We start from the raw sequence: 12,891 nt of genomic DNA, 5'->3' as shown, positions 1-12,891 counted from the left end.
GGTCTCGTGATCTCCCTTGCCTTCTGGATGCTCGGCGCCACGGTCTTGATCGCGCTCCCGTGGCTGCCCCAGCTCGCGCCGGGGCTGCCGCAACCGCTGCTCGACGCCTTCGCGTTCGACCCCGAGTTCCTGCAGTGGCGGGCGCCGTGGGTGCTCGTGCTCTGGGCCGTGAGCTTCGCCGTCGTCTTCGCGGAGCTCGTGGCCGGGCGTTCCACCCGTACGACGAGGCTGATCTCCCTCATGGGCGGCATCGGCTGGCTCGTGCTGCTGACCTGGTGCCTCGCGGCCGGGCCGATCTTCACGGCGCCCGCCACCGACGGGGTCGTTCGACTCTGCCTCGTGGGCATCATGGTCATCACGGCGATCGACCTCGTCGTCACCCTGCGTCGGGGTGTCCTGCCGATGCGTGCGCCGGTCGTGGGGCACTGAGCGGCGTGCCGCTCACGAGGGTCAGTCCGCCGCGGCATCCTCTGCAGGGAATTGCAGCGCCAGCACCGCACCCACCTCGTAGTGCCGCAGCAGGAAGGCACGCTCGTCGAGCTTCTTGCGGCGCATCCACGACGTGACCTCGTCGTTGGACTTGCTCGCGTTGCACGAGCCGCACGCCGGAACGACGTTGCCGAGCGTGTAGCGGCCGCCGCGCGAGATGGGCTGCACGCAGTCGCGTTGCAGCGGCCGATCGGTCGCTCCGCAGTACGCGCAACCCTGCCACTCCGCCGTGAGCGCCGCCCACTGCTCGTCGCTGAGGTCGTGCGTGTGCTGCGCCATGCGACGCTTGCGCCGACGTGCGTAGACCGCCGTCCGACTCCGACTGACCGCCATGGCGTCAGACTAACCCGGGCTGCGGCGAGCCTCCGCCCGCCGCGCCCGGTTCAGAGGCGCGGCGTCCGCGGTGGCGCGATCCGGCGCGCGCCCGTCGCCTCGAACGCCGCGGCGAGCGCGAGCAGCGCCGAGTCGTCGTAGGCGCGTCCGGCGAAGGTGAGGCCCACCGGCATCCGGATGTCGCGCATGAGCCCCATCGGCACCGTGACGGTCGGGATGCCGAGGTGGCGGGGCACGAGGTTGCCGTTCGCGACCCAGACGCCGTTGCGCCAGCCGAGATCGGCGGATGCCTCGTTCACGTCCATGTCGGCGGGGCCGACGTCGGCGACCGCAGGGAACGCGACGGCGTCGAGGCCGAGCCCGTCCATCCACTGCTCGAGGTCGATGCGCCGCGTCTGCTCGAGACCACGGAGGCCCGCCTCGAGTTCGGGCATGTCGGCGAGGGTGACTCCGGGGTGTGCGCGCGCCCACTCGGGGTACTCGGCGATGTCGTCGTCGAAACCGTCGTACCGGTCGGGCAGCGCGCCCTCGGGCTGGGGGAAGATGCGCTCGCCGTCGACGTCGGTGAGCGCGTGCAGCGCTGGGTCGCCGTTCGCGTCGAGGAAGTCGTTCCACGCCCACGCCGAGAGGTCGACGATCTCGCGGCGCAGGTACTCGGGGCTGACGAGCCCGCGGGTGCCGATCGTGGGTGCGCCCGGTCGGTCGCCCTCGTAGTTCGACACGGCGGGGAAGTCGACGAGCACGACCTCGGCGCCCGCGGCCTCGAGGTCGCGGCGGGCCGCCTCCCAGAGCTCGATCACCGTGGCGCGCGTCTCGATGCGCTGCCCGGTCGCGCCGCCGATGCCGGGGGTGCGGCCGGGCTCCGCGGTGCCGGCCTCGGGGTCGGCGTTCACGTACATGCGCGGCACGCCGATGCGCGTGCCCGCGAGGGGGCGGGCGTCGGCCAGCGCCGGGTACGAGGCGGGCCGGATGGCGGATGCCGCGGGGATCTCGACCCACGGCTGCACCCGCCAGAAGTCGCCGCGGGTCTCGGTGTCGTCGGCGACGATCACGTCGAGCACCTCGAGGAGGTCGGCCATGGTGCGGGTGTGCGGCACGACGACGTCCATCGTCGGCACGAGCGGCCAGTTGCCGCGCACCGAGATGACGCCGCGCGAGGGCGTGTACGCGCAGAGGCCGTTGTTCGAGGCGGGCGCCCGACCCGACGACCAGGTCTCCTCCCCCAGGCCGAACGCGGCGAACGACGCCGCGGTCGCCGTGCCCGAGCCGTTCGACGACCCCGAACCGAAGGCCGCGGTGAGGAACTCGGCGTTGTAGGGGCTCTCGGCCCGGCCGTAGACGCCGCGCTGCATGCCGCCGTTCGCCATCGGCGGCATGTTCGTGAGGCCGATGAGCACGGCGCCCGCGGCGCGCAGGCGCTCGATCGTGAAGGCGTCGCGCTGGGCGACGAGGTGCTCGAAGGCGGGCGAACCCGCCGCGGCGGTCAGGCCCTCGGCGAGGTAGCTGTCCTTGGCCGTGTACGGGATGCCGTCGAGCGGGCCGAGCACCTCGCCGCGCTCCCGGCGGGCGTCGGATGCCTCGGCGTCAGCGCGGGCGCCGGGGTTCATCACGACGAGCGCGTTGAGCGCGGTTCCTCCGTTCCCTGAGCCTGTCGATGGGTCGGACCCGTCGAAGGCCACGATGCGCGCGAGGTAGGCGTCGAGCAGCTCGACCGCGGTGATGCCGCCCGACTCGAGCGCGGCGCGGAGCTCTGCGATCGAGACCTCGACGACGTCGAACCCGCTCATCGGCCGACCGCGGGCTGCTGCTGCGTGATGCAGTGGATGCCGCCGCCGCCCGTGAAGACCTGTCGCGCGTCGACCGTCACGGCACGCCGGCCGGGGTAGGCCGCCTCGAGGATCTCGCGCGCCGCGGCATCCGCTTCGTCGTCGCCGAAGCCGCACGCGATGACGCCGCCGTTGACGACCAGGTGGTTGACGTAGCTGTAGTCGACGAAGCCCTCGTGGTCGCGGATGACCGAGGGGGCCGGCAGTTCGGTGACCTCGAGGGTGCGGCCCGCGGCATCCGTCGACTCGGCGAGCAGTGCGACGATCTCGCGGCTGACCTCGAAGTCGGGGTGCTCGGGGTTGCGCTGCGAGTGCACGAGCACCCGACCGGGCGAGGTGAGCGTCGCGACGATGTCGACGTGCCCGTTCGTGCCGAGCTCGTCGTAGTCGCGGGTGAGGCCGCGCGGCAGCCAGATGGCCGTCGTCGCCCCGATCGTGCGCGCCATCTCGGCCTCGACGCGACGCTTGTCGGCATAGGGGTTGCGGCGCGGGTCGAGCTGCACGGTCTCGGTGAGGAGCACCGTGCCCTCCCCGTCGACATGGATGCCGCCGCCCTCGTTCACGAGCGCGCTCGAGACGAGCTCGGCGCCGACGCGGTCGGCGATGAGGCGAGCGTGCTCGGCCGACTTGTCCCAGCGGGCCCACTCCGGTGCGCCCCAGCCGTTGAAGGTCCAGTCGACCGCGCCGAGCACGCCGGGGCGCTCGTCATCGACGACGAAGGTGGGGCCGTGGTCGCGCATCCAGAACTCGTCGACCGGGCATTCGACGATCTCGACCGCGGGATCGAGCAGGCGCCGGGCGTTCTCGAGCTCGCTCGGGTCGACGAGGATCGAGACGGGTTCGAACTCGGTGATCGCGTTCGCGACCGCAGCCCACGCGGCGAGCGTGCGCTCGACGCCGCCGGGCGTCTCGTCGGCGACGTTGTCGGTGACCGGGAACGCCATCCAGGTGCGCTCGTGGGGTGCGGTCTCGGACGGCATGCGCCAGCTCATCGGTTCCTCCGTGCGTCGCGTCGGTGCGTCGGCCGTGCCGAGCGGCATCCGTCGAATCGTATTGATCAAATGATCAACAACTGGTCCGACGGTACATAGACTGGGCGCACCATGTCAAGCACGCCACGCAAGCGCGCCGAGCGCAAGACCCCAGCCGAACGCCGCGCCGAGATCGCAGCGGCGGCGCGAACGCTCGCGCTGGGCGAGGGCCTCGCGGCTGTGACCCTGCGCGCCGTCGCCGCCCGCGCGGGCGTGACGCCGGCCCTCGTCGCGCACTACCAGCCGAGCATGGACGCCCTCATCGCCGAGACGTTCGACGCGATCGTCGCCGTGGAGATCGAGGAGGTCGGCGCGCTCGTCGCCGAGCGCCGGACCCCGCCGGAACGCCTCGCCGCCCTCATCGACACGCTGCTCGACGGCTCGCGCGAGGACGTCACCATCGTCTGGGTCGAGGCCTGGGCGCTCGGCCGGCGCAACGAGTCGCTCGCCGCGAGCGTGCGGCACCGCATGGACGCGTGGCAGTCGGTCATCGTGAGCGTCATCGACGACGGCGTCGCGTCCGGCGACTTCGGGCCCGTCGACGCTGCGGCCGCCGCGTGGCAGCTGCTCGGCATGATCGACGGCCTCAACGCGCAGGCCCTCGTGCGCTGGGACGGCGCCGGCGAACGCGACGCCCTGACGAGCCGGAGCGTCGAGGGCCTGCTGGGGCTCCGGCCGGGCGTTCTGCGGGTTGCGCCTGTCGATACCTGACCTGTCGAAACCCGAGCCTGTCGAGACTCCGGTCTCGACACGCTCCACCCACAGCATCGAATGCACGCTCCTCAACCCGCGAGCGCTGATGTCGGCGGCCCCGGATAGCGTGGGACCACGACGACCCGAAGGAGCCCGATGTACCTGGTTGACGGTTCGGTCGTCACGAGCGCGAGCGACCTGAAGAAGGCCTCCGAGTGCGAGTTCGCCTTCCTCCGTGCGCTCGACGCCAAGCTCGGCCGCATCGAGAAGGTGCCCGACCCCGAAGACGCGATGCTCGAGCGCTCTGGTCGACTCGGCGACCAGCACGAGCTGCGGGTGCTCGACGACTACCGTGCCGCCCTCGGCGACGGCGTCGTCGAGATCGAGCGCCCCGATGTGCGCGACCCCGCCGCGGTCGCCGCCGCCGTCGACGCCACGCAGGCGGCGTTCGCGGCGGGCGCCCCGGTCGTCTTCCAGGCGACCTTCGCCGACGAGGGATTCATCGGCTTCGCCGACTTCATCGTGCGCCAGCCCGACGGCCGCTACCTGGTGCAAGACAGCAAGCTCGCCCGCCGGGCGCGGGTCACCGCGCTGCTCCAGCTCGCCGCGTACGCCGAACAGCTCGAACGCACCGGCGTGCCGTGCGCCGACACCGTCGAGCTGCTGCTCGGCGACGGCACCACGAGCGTGCACCGACTCGACGACATCGCCCCCGTCTACCGGCTGCGCCGCGAGCGACTCGAGCAGGTCGTCGCCGACCGGCTCGCCGAAGACGGCCCGGTCGAGTGGGGCGATCCGCGCTACGCCCTCGACGGGCGCTGCCCCACGTGCGACCTCGAGGTGCAGGCGCACCGCGATGTGCTGCTCGTCGCCGGCCTCCGGGTCACGCAGCGTTCAGCCCTGCACGACGCGGGCATCACGACGATCGACGAGCTCGCGGCATCCTTCGGGCCGGTGCCGGGCGTGCTCGACGCGACGATCGAGAACCTGCGGGTGCAGGCGCGGCTGCAGCTCGAGGCCGAGTCGGCAGAGCTGGAAGCGGATGCGTCAGGGCTGCGCTCCCCCGACGACCCGCCGCTGCCGCCGCCCGTCGTCGTGCGCGACGCCGCGTCGCTCGCCGCGATCCCCGAGCCCGACGCCGGCGACCTGTTCTTCGACTTCGAGGGCGACCCGCTCTACACCGAGGGCTCGGCCGACGACTGGGGCCTCGACTACCTCTTCGGCATGGTCGACAACGCCGAGCAGTTCACGCCGCTCTGGGCGCACTCCTTCGCCGAGGAGCGGGTCGCTCTCGTGCAGTTCCTCGAGCTCGTGAAGCTGCGCCGAGCCGCCCACCCGCACATGCACATCTACCACTACGCGAGCTACGAGCGCACGCACCTGCTCTCGATGGCCGCGCGGCACGGAGTCGGCGAGGCCGCCGTCGACCAGTTGCTCGCCGATGGCGTGTTCGTCGACCTGTACCCGATCGTCAAGCGCGCGGTGCGGGTCGGCAGCCGCTCGTACTCGATCAAGAAGCTCGAGCCGCTCTACATGGGCACCCTGCTGCGCGAGGCCGACGTGAAGTCGGGCGGCGACTCCATCCTCGAATACGTGCGCGCCCGCGAGCTCGCGGCGACCGGCGAGACCGACCCCGTCACCGGCCTGGTCGGGGCGGCGGCCGCCCAGTACGTGCTCGACGACCTCGCCGACTACAACCGCTACGACTGCGTCTCGACGCTGCGCCTGCGCGACTGGCTGCTCGGGCTCGCGCGCGGGGCAGGGGTCGACCCCGTGCCCGAGTCGCTCATCGTCGAGGCGGCCAAGGCCGCGGGCAAGGTCTACGAGCCCACGCCCCTCGCCGTGCACCTGCAATCGATCGCCGGGCCGCCCGACGACCCAGACCGCGACGCCGACCACACCGCGCTCGCCCTCGCAGCGGCCGCGATCGACTACCACGACCGCGAGGCGAAGAGCTTCTGGTGGTCGCACTACTTCCGCGTCGAGCAGCCCCTCGAGGCCTGGGAGGATCACCGCGACGTGCTCGTCGTCGACCCGGCGACCTCCGGCGTGGTGCAGCGCTGGTACCGCGAAGACCACCACCGCGTCGACCGGCGGCATGTGCGCCTGCGCGGCCGCATCGCGCCGGGGTCGAAGTTCAGCGTCGGCGGCGAGCCGATCGCGCTCTACGAACCGCCGGCGCCGTTCCCGAGCCATTCGCTGCGGCCCGGGTCGCGGGCATGGCACTCGGTGAAGGTGCTCGAGGTGTTCGACGACGGCGTGCTCATCGAAGAGACCGCGGTCGCCGGGGTCGCATGGCACGAGCTGCCGTTCGCGCTCGCCCCGGGCACTCCGCCGGCGGCAGGCCGCCAGCAGGGGGCGATCCTCGAGTGGGCGCAGCACCTCGAACGCGCCTTCCCGCGCTGGCCTGCGAACCCCTCCATCGACGTGCTGCGGCGCATCCCGCCGCGTACGCGAAGCGGTGCCGGTCTCGTGCCGCTCGGCCCCGACCACGACTACGTCGCCGCCGTCTCGGCGTCGCTCCGCGACCTCGACGACTCCTACCTCGCGGTGCAGGGCCCGCCCGGCACCGGCAAGACGTACCTCGCCTCGCATGTGATCACCGAACTCGTGGGTCGGCACGCCTGGAAGATCGGCGTCGTCGCGCAGTCGCACGCCGTGGTCGAGAATGTCCTCGACGCCGTCGTGCGGGCGGGCCTCGACCCCGAGCTCGTCGCGAAGGCCCCGAAAGACCCGAAGGAGCCCGGCGACCACGGGTACACCTTCATCGCGAAGAACGGCGTCACCGAGTACACGGCCGCCCACGAGACCTCGGGGTACGTCATCGGCGGCACCGCGTGGGACTTCTCGAACGACAATCGCGTGCCCCGCGGCTCGCTCGACCTGCTCGTCATCGACGAGGCCGGCCAGTTCTCGCTCGCCTCGACCATCGCCTCGGCGGTCGGCGCCCGCAACCTGCTGCTGCTCGGCGACCCACAGCAGCTGCCGCAGGTGAGCCAGGGCAACCACCCCGAACCCATCGACACCTCGGCGCTCGGCTGGATCACCGACGGCCACGACGTGCTGCCCGCCGAGTTCGGCTACTTCCTCGCCGAGAGTCGGCGCATGCACCCCGCCGTCGCCGAGCCGGTGTCCCGTCTCTCCTACGAGGGCGAGCTGCACTCCCATCCGGTGGCCTCGCAGCGCGCGCTCGACGGCGTCGCCCCGGGCCTCACCGCCCTGCCGATCGAGCACCTCGGCAACACGACCTCATCGCCTGAAGAGGCACGCGCGGTCGTCGATCTGGCTCACTCGCTGCTCGGGCGCGACTGGATCGAAGAGGCCGCCGGGTCATCGGCGACGTCGGGCCGGTCGACGCCGGGCGCGGCATCCGCTCGCCCACTGACGCAACGCGACCTCATCGTCGTGACGCCGTACAACGCGCAGCTCACCGAGGTGCGGGCCGCACTCGACGCGGCCGGGCTGACCGAGGTGCCGGTCGGCACGGTCGACAAGTTCCAGGGCCAGGAGGCGGTCGTCGCGATCGTCTCGCTCGCCGCGTCCTCAGCAGCGGCCGCACCGCGCGGCGTCGAGTTCCTGCTGCTGAAGAACCGCCTGAACGTGGCGATCTCGCGGGCGAAGTGGGCGGCGTACCTGCTCTACTCGCCCGGGCTGCTCGATGCCCTGCCCTACACCCCCGAAGGTGTTGCGCAGCTCAGCGCGTTCGTGAAGCTCGTCGGCGACCCGGTGCTCGCTCCCGTGCGCGGCTGACGACGACGCAGAGACGCAGAACGAGCCGCACGTGCTCCGGCGCGGTGCTCAGTCGCCGAAGTCGAGGCGGGTGCCGCCGACCCGGTCGGCCGTGAGCCGCACCACGACCCGGCCCTCGGCGACCGCCTCCGCGAAGAACGCGGTGGGGTCCTCCGGACGCAGCTCGGCAGCGAGCATGCCGAGCAGCTCCCGACCGACCTCGTCGCCCGGTTCCTCGGTCGGGGCCGAGACCTCGGCCCTGCCCTCGAGCGTCGCGTACGACCACGGGTCGTCGCCCGAGACGTGCAGCGACGCTCGGGGGTCGCGCCTGAGGTGCGTCGCCTTCAGTCGGGTGGCGGTCGTCGAGAAGCGAGCCGTCTGCTCCGAGGCATCCCAGGCGTAGAGCATGGTGGCGAGGTGCGGCTGGCCATCGCGCTTGAGCGTGGCGAGCACCCCGAACTGCTGCGCGGAGAGCAGCTCGGATGCCTCGGTCTCGGTGAGGGGGACAGGTCCTGCGTTCGTGGTCATGGTGGGGTGAACCGGCATCGCGGCCGGCGCATTCCGCATGCGTCGGCCGGTGTCAGCCGACGAGCTTCGCCACGATGCCCTCGATGCGCCGCTGCCGGGTCTCGGCCGCCTTCGCGCCCTCGACCGCAGTGACGTGCGCCTTCTTCGCGCTCGGCGAGAGCGCGTCGAACGCCGCACGGGCGCCGCCCGTCCCGAGCGCGGCGGCGAGATCATCGGGCACCTCGACCGTGCGCGGCGCCGTGTCGAGCTCGAGGTCGACGACGATCGGATCGCCGCCGCCGATGCCCGTGGCCGCTCGCTTGTCGGAACTGAACGAGATCATGAAGCGCCCGCCCATGACCGCGACGGTGCTGCGGTACTCGTAGCCGTTCACGACCACGACGACGGGCGGCTTCTTGCCGGCGCCGAGCTCCTCGATCACCTCGGGCGGCACCTCGATGCCCGTGTTGTTGCCGACCTGGGACATCGTCGTCTCGAATCGCATGCGCCCGAGTCTGCCACCGCCGGCCGCTCCTGGGAATAACCGACAGGGTACCCACGTAGGTTATTGGTATGACTTCCCCTGCCACCGACCTGTACCCCGCCCGCGTCACGATGTACGGCGCCGAGTGGTGCGGCGACTGCCGCCGCTCGAAGCGCCTGCTCGACACGCGCGGCGTCGACTACGACTACGTCGACCTCGAGACGGTCGCCGACGGCGCCGACCGCGCCAAGGCGATCAGCGGCCGTACGCAGATCCCCGTGGTCGTCTTCCCCGACGGCACGCACTTCACCGAGCCGACCGACGCCGAGCTCTCGGCGAAGCTCGACGAGGCCGTCGCCGCGTAAGCAGCGCATGAGCGATCGGGCTCCCGGCGTTCGGATCGCGTAACAAACGGGCTCGAGGCGTGCGCCGGGCGTAGAACTGAGGCATGCCTCCGATCACCCCCGCGAACGTCGCGTGCCGATCCGGCTCCCCCACGACGGCGAGCAGGCGATGACGCTCACGCGCATCCTGCCGACCCTGCGTCGATCGATCCCCGACCCGATCGCTGGCGATCACTGGCCGGCGGCCACCGTCGCCACGATCACCGACGTCGTCGTCGACGGTGTCTCACTGCTGCGCGTCGTCGACCTGTGCGGCACGCCGGCCGTGCATCTCGGCCCGGCGGCCGTGCCCGGCACCGGCGGTCGACTCACGTCGACCACGCTGCACACGGGCGTCGTCGTGGTGCGGGTGCTCGAGGCATCCGCTCGGCGCGGCCTCGACCGCGAGATCGTGATCGATGGCGACCTCTCGGAGCTCGACCCGGCATGGCCGGAGGCACGGCTCATCGGGCGCGCCTCGGTGGCACGCGCGGTGCCGACGACGCTCACGGCCGTGTCGACCGGATGCTCCGCACCTGCGCCGCTCGCATTGCCCGGCGACCTCCACGTCGGCGACCTGCTCGCGCTGCCCTATGCGACCGTCACCGACGACGCGGGCGTCGCCCGGCCCGCGAGCGGATGGCGATCGGTCGAGCAGGCCCGCGAGCAGTCACCCGCCTACCGCAGCGCCGGCACGACCTCCGCGGCGAAGAGCTCGAGCCCTGAACGGTCGTAGGCCGCCTCGGGGAAGTAGTGGATCGCGTAGCCGAGACCCAGCTCGCGGCGCTCGGCGAGCTTCGCCGCGACCTGCGACGGCGTTCCGACGGCGGCGTTCGGCGAGCGGTAGTTCTCCGCGATGAGCGAGGCGGCCTTCTCAGGGCCGAGGAACGGCGTGAGCCGCGTCTCGATGACCGCGAGGCGCCGCGCGACATCCGCTTCGTCGACGCCGACGACCGTGTTGAAGTTCGACGACCGGGTGATCGCCTCGAAGTCGGTGCCGAGGCTCTCGCAGTGCGCGCGCAGCACCTCGCTCTTGTGGCTGAACTCCTCGGGGGTGCCCGTGAAGTTCGTGTATGAGGCGTACTTCGCCGCGATGCGGAGGGTCACCTGCTCGCCGCCGCCGGCGATCCAGAAGGGGATGCCGCCCGGCTGCACCGGCTGCGGCTGCACGATCGCCCCGTCGACCTGGTAGTAGGTGCCGTCGAGCGTCGCGCGGCCGGTCGTCCACGCCTGGTGCATGATCTCGACGCCCTCACGAAGACGTCCGAGTCGCTCGGGGATCGACGGGAAACCGTACCCGTACGCGCGCCATTCGTGCTCGTACCAGCCGCCGCCGATGCCCATCTCGAGGCGCCCGCCCGAGACGTGGTCGACCGTGGCGGCGACCTTCGCGAGGTAGGCGGGATTGCGATAGCTCATGCAGGTGCACATCTGGCCGAGCCGCACACGCGAGGTCGAGGCGGCGAACGCGGCCATGAGGCTCCACGCCTCGTGGGTCGCCTCGGTCGGCGACGGCACCGGGGTCGTGTGGAAGTGGTCGTAGACCCAGATCGACTCCCACACCGAGTCGGGCGCGTCGGCGTACTCGGCGAGCGAGTGCATCGTCTGCCAGTGCTGGGCCGGGTCGATGCCGACGAGGTCGTAACGCCAGCCCTGGGGAACGAACATTCCGAATCGCATGGGATCCACCATAAGGTCGACCGGACGATCGGCCCGCGCCCGAGGCTCGCCGCCGACGAGCCGGCCACCTCCGTGCCGCCCCGGCCGTCGAACTCAGCGCCAGCACTGAGGCAGGCTCATGTCTTGCGGACTACGTTCGGACGAATGAACGGACTGCAGCACTGCGAATACTCTGCCGCCGACTTCGAGGCGACCGTCATCGAAACCACCGACACCCGACTCATCCACGTCTCCGGCTACGGACTCTGCGCGAGCCAGGGGTGGACCCTCCAGCTCGTCGCCGCGAACCCGGGCGTCGTGCCCCACCCCGAGAGCCTCTGGCTCGAGGTCCGCGAGACCCCGCCGGCGAGCGGCGCACCCGCCCGAGTGCTCACCGAGACCAGCGTCGAGGCCATGATCGAAGACGCCCACGCGAAGCAGGTCGTCATCCGCTTCCGCTGGCGCGAGGGCTTCGTCCTCCCGCTCCGCGATCGCGTCGGCGCCCTGCGCTGAGCGAGCGGATGCCGCACTGACCGAGCGGATGCCCTGGCGCCCGCGCCGGTCTACGCCAGCGCGAACCTCAGCTCGGCCATCGCCGGACCCGACCACACCGTGCCGTCGAGGTCGTCGCTGCGCACCGTGACGACCTTGCCGCCCTTCGCCATCACGAGCAGCGCCAGCTGCGGCAACAGGTCGCCGGCGTGGGTGCCGTCGCTCAGCTGCTCGTCGGCACCGTGCCCGCTCGCGAACTCGATCGCACCCGACTCGCGGTCGAGCGTGCCGTTCACCGAGGTCGTGAAGTCGAACCAGAAGACCTCGACCGCGCCGTCCGCCGCCTCGCGCGCGATCGCGGCGAGGTCGCGTTCGACCCGGCCGGCCGTGCCCTCGGTGAGCTGCCGCAGCGCGCCATCGGCCTCGGCGACGTTCAGCCGGCCCAGCTGCTCGCGCAGCGCCTCGTCGATCTCGGCGGCACCGAGCCGGTCCGGTGCACCGGGAACGGCGACGACGCGGCGCCCGTTGCGGATGCGTTCGATGAAGAGGCTGAGCAACGGTTCGGCGGCGAAGACGAAGAGCGGCACCCGGTCGTCGGGGTCGCGCTGCATGAGCTCGTGCCGCGTGGCGTCGGCGACGCGCTTCGCGTAGAGCTCGTAGAAGGCCTTGCGGCGTTCGTCGCCGCTCACACCACGGTCGCCGTGCTTGCCGCCGCGCGGCTTGTCGTCGTTCTCGGGGTCGCGGTTGATGGCATCGTCGAGGCTCTTGTCGTGCGACTCGTCGATGTCGAGGCGCACGGCCCGGTCGGTCGGGGTCGCGTGCCACAGCGACCACTCGTTGGCCGACAGGGTGAGCGCGAACGCCTCCTGATCCTGGCTCGGCGCCCGCAGCAGCTGGCCGAGGGTGAAGTGCGAGCCGACGTGCACGGCGTCGTCGAGCCGGTTCGGCAGCACGAAGACCTCGCTGAACCCGGGAGCGACGAAGATCGCGATCGACCGGGCGAGCCCGGCCCAGATCTGCTGGTCGCCGATCACGGCGTCGCGCTCGCGGCGGAGTGCCTCGAGCTCGGCGTTCGGGGCACCCGACGCCTTCACGCGTTCGATCGCCTCGTCGAACGAGCTCTTCACCGCCACCTCGGCGCGCTCGCGCTCGCTCACGACGGGCGAGGTCGACGCGTAGATCGTGATCGACGGATGATGCAGCCCCGCGAGCGCGGTGAAATCGGCTGCGGTGGGCAATGCGTAATGTACGGTCATCGTTCCTCC

The 12,891-nt window shown here is 71.8% G+C and carries 13 protein-coding genes; 6 read left to right on the top strand and 7 right to left on the bottom strand.

From position 1 onward, the window contains the following. Positions 1 to 429, top strand: a 429-nt coding sequence (locus JOE59_RS18580) for a hypothetical protein (protein WP_204463188.1), incomplete at its 5' end; no start/stop codon positions are given. A 21-nt stretch (positions 430 to 450) separates the two neighbouring features. On the opposite strand, the gene JOE59_RS18575 is transcribed toward JOE59_RS18580, so the two are convergent. The 3 genes from JOE59_RS18575 to JOE59_RS18565 are packed head-to-tail and all read right to left on the bottom strand — an operon-like array spanning position 451 to position 3,640. Next, positions 451 to 822 (bottom strand): HNH endonuclease, encoded by a 372-nt coding sequence (locus tag JOE59_RS18575; RefSeq protein ID WP_204463187.1) that lies wholly within the window; start codon positions 820 to 822, stop codon positions 451 to 453. A 50-nt stretch (positions 823 to 872) separates the two neighbouring features. Further along, the gene (locus JOE59_RS18570) at positions 873 to 2,609 is read right to left on the bottom strand and encodes an amidase (RefSeq protein ID WP_204463186.1); all 1,737 of its coding nucleotides are present in this window, start codon (positions 2,607 to 2,609) and stop codon (positions 873 to 875) included. Beyond that, on the bottom strand, positions 2,606 to 3,640 hold the full coding sequence (locus tag JOE59_RS18565) for an agmatine deiminase family protein (protein ID WP_204463491.1): 1,035 nt from the start codon (positions 3,638 to 3,640) through the stop codon (positions 2,606 to 2,608). The genes JOE59_RS18570 and JOE59_RS18565 overlap by 4 nt, the downstream gene beginning before the upstream one ends. 111 nt (positions 3,641 to 3,751) lie before the next feature. Here JOE59_RS18565 and JOE59_RS18560 point away from each other — a divergent pair, with 111 nt between their 5' ends. Further along, positions 3,752 to 4,390: a TetR/AcrR family transcriptional regulator gene (locus tag JOE59_RS18560; RefSeq protein WP_204463185.1), complete on the top strand. Its 639-nt coding sequence runs from the start codon at positions 3,752 to 3,754 to the stop codon at positions 4,388 to 4,390. A 138-nt stretch (positions 4,391 to 4,528) separates the two neighbouring features. Further along, positions 4,529 to 8,122 (top strand): TM0106 family RecB-like putative nuclease, encoded by a 3,594-nt coding sequence (locus JOE59_RS18555; protein WP_204463184.1) that lies wholly within the window; start codon positions 4,529 to 4,531, stop codon positions 8,120 to 8,122. A 48-nt stretch (positions 8,123 to 8,170) separates the two neighbouring features. On the opposite strand, the gene JOE59_RS18550 is transcribed toward JOE59_RS18555, so the two are convergent. Together JOE59_RS18550 and JOE59_RS18545 are read right to left on the bottom strand one after the other, a co-directional pair. After that, positions 8,171 to 8,629 (bottom strand): PPOX class F420-dependent oxidoreductase, encoded by a 459-nt coding sequence (locus JOE59_RS18550; protein WP_204463183.1) that lies wholly within the window; start codon positions 8,627 to 8,629, stop codon positions 8,171 to 8,173. Between the two features lie 52 nt (positions 8,630 to 8,681). Beyond that, entirely contained in the window at positions 8,682 to 9,113 is a 432-nt protein-coding gene (locus tag JOE59_RS18545; RefSeq protein WP_204463182.1) for a YdeI/OmpD-associated family protein, read from the bottom strand. Between the two features lie 68 nt (positions 9,114 to 9,181). Here JOE59_RS18545 and JOE59_RS18540 point away from each other — a divergent pair, with 68 nt between their 5' ends. Continuing rightward, positions 9,182 to 9,457 (top strand): glutaredoxin family protein, encoded by a 276-nt coding sequence (locus JOE59_RS18540; RefSeq protein WP_204463181.1) that lies wholly within the window; start codon positions 9,182 to 9,184, stop codon positions 9,455 to 9,457. A 112-nt stretch (positions 9,458 to 9,569) separates the two neighbouring features. Continuing rightward, on the top strand, positions 9,570 to 10,211 hold the full coding sequence (locus JOE59_RS18535; RefSeq protein WP_204463180.1) for a hypothetical protein: 642 nt from the start codon (positions 9,570 to 9,572) through the stop codon (positions 10,209 to 10,211). Here the strand turns inward: JOE59_RS18535 and JOE59_RS18530 are convergent. Next, positions 10,154 to 11,155, bottom strand: a complete 1,002-nt coding sequence (locus JOE59_RS18530; RefSeq protein ID WP_204463179.1) for an LLM class F420-dependent oxidoreductase — start codon at positions 11,153 to 11,155, stop codon at positions 10,154 to 10,156. The two genes, JOE59_RS18535 and JOE59_RS18530, sit on opposite strands and share 58 nt — an antisense overlap. 144 nt (positions 11,156 to 11,299) lie before the next feature. On the opposite strand from JOE59_RS18530, the gene JOE59_RS18525 reads away from it, so the two are divergent. Continuing rightward, a complete protein-coding gene (locus JOE59_RS18525; RefSeq protein WP_204463178.1) occupies positions 11,300 to 11,647 on the top strand; it encodes a hypothetical protein in 348 nt (115 codons plus the stop codon). A gap of 50 nt (positions 11,648 to 11,697) precedes the next feature. Here the strand turns inward: JOE59_RS18525 and JOE59_RS18520 are convergent, their stop codons facing one another. Further along, on the bottom strand, positions 11,698 to 12,882 hold the full coding sequence (locus JOE59_RS18520) for a baeRF3 domain-containing protein (RefSeq protein WP_204463177.1): 1,185 nt from the start codon (positions 12,880 to 12,882) through the stop codon (positions 11,698 to 11,700). Between the last annotated feature and the right edge of the window lie 9 nt (positions 12,883 to 12,891).

This window comes from Agromyces cerinus, from assembly GCF_016907835.1.
GTDB classification, from domain to species: domain Bacteria; phylum Actinomycetota; class Actinomycetes; order Actinomycetales; family Microbacteriaceae; genus Agromyces; species Agromyces nitratus.
The sequence above is the reverse complement of the archived record's forward strand: the minus strand, read 5'-3'. Positions and strand labels throughout refer to the sequence as shown.

Excerpts from the sequence above, each read along its gene's own strand:
- JOE59_RS18530 (WP_204463179.1), bottom strand. The coding sequence starts at position 11,155 with ATGCGATTCGGAATGTTCGTTCCCCAGGGCTGGCGTTACGACCTCGTC.
- JOE59_RS18525 (WP_204463178.1), top strand. The coding sequence starts at position 11,300 with ATGAACGGACTGCAGCACTGCGAATACTCTGCCGCCGACTTCGAGGCG.
- JOE59_RS18550 (WP_204463183.1), bottom strand. The coding sequence starts at position 8,629 with ATGACCACGAACGCAGGACCTGTCCCCCTCACCGAGACCGAGGCATCC.
- JOE59_RS18565 (WP_204463491.1), bottom strand. The coding sequence starts at position 3,640 with ATGAGCTGGCGCATGCCGTCCGAGACCGCACCCCACGAGCGCACCTGG.
- JOE59_RS18560 (WP_204463185.1), top strand. The coding sequence starts at position 3,752 with ATGTCAAGCACGCCACGCAAGCGCGCCGAGCGCAAGACCCCAGCCGAA.
- JOE59_RS18555 (WP_204463184.1), top strand. The coding sequence starts at position 4,529 with ATGTACCTGGTTGACGGTTCGGTCGTCACGAGCGCGAGCGACCTGAAG.
- JOE59_RS18575 (WP_204463187.1), bottom strand. The coding sequence starts at position 822 with ATGGCGGTCAGTCGGAGTCGGACGGCGGTCTACGCACGTCGGCGCAAG.
- JOE59_RS18540 (WP_204463181.1), top strand. The coding sequence starts at position 9,182 with ATGACTTCCCCTGCCACCGACCTGTACCCCGCCCGCGTCACGATGTAC.
- JOE59_RS18570 (WP_204463186.1), bottom strand. The coding sequence starts at position 2,609 with ATGAGCGGGTTCGACGTCGTCGAGGTCTCGATCGCAGAGCTCCGCGCC.
- JOE59_RS18545 (WP_204463182.1), bottom strand. The coding sequence starts at position 9,113 with ATGCGATTCGAGACGACGATGTCCCAGGTCGGCAACAACACGGGCATC.
- JOE59_RS18520 (WP_204463177.1), bottom strand. The coding sequence starts at position 12,882 with ATGACCGTACATTACGCATTGCCCACCGCAGCCGATTTCACCGCGCTC.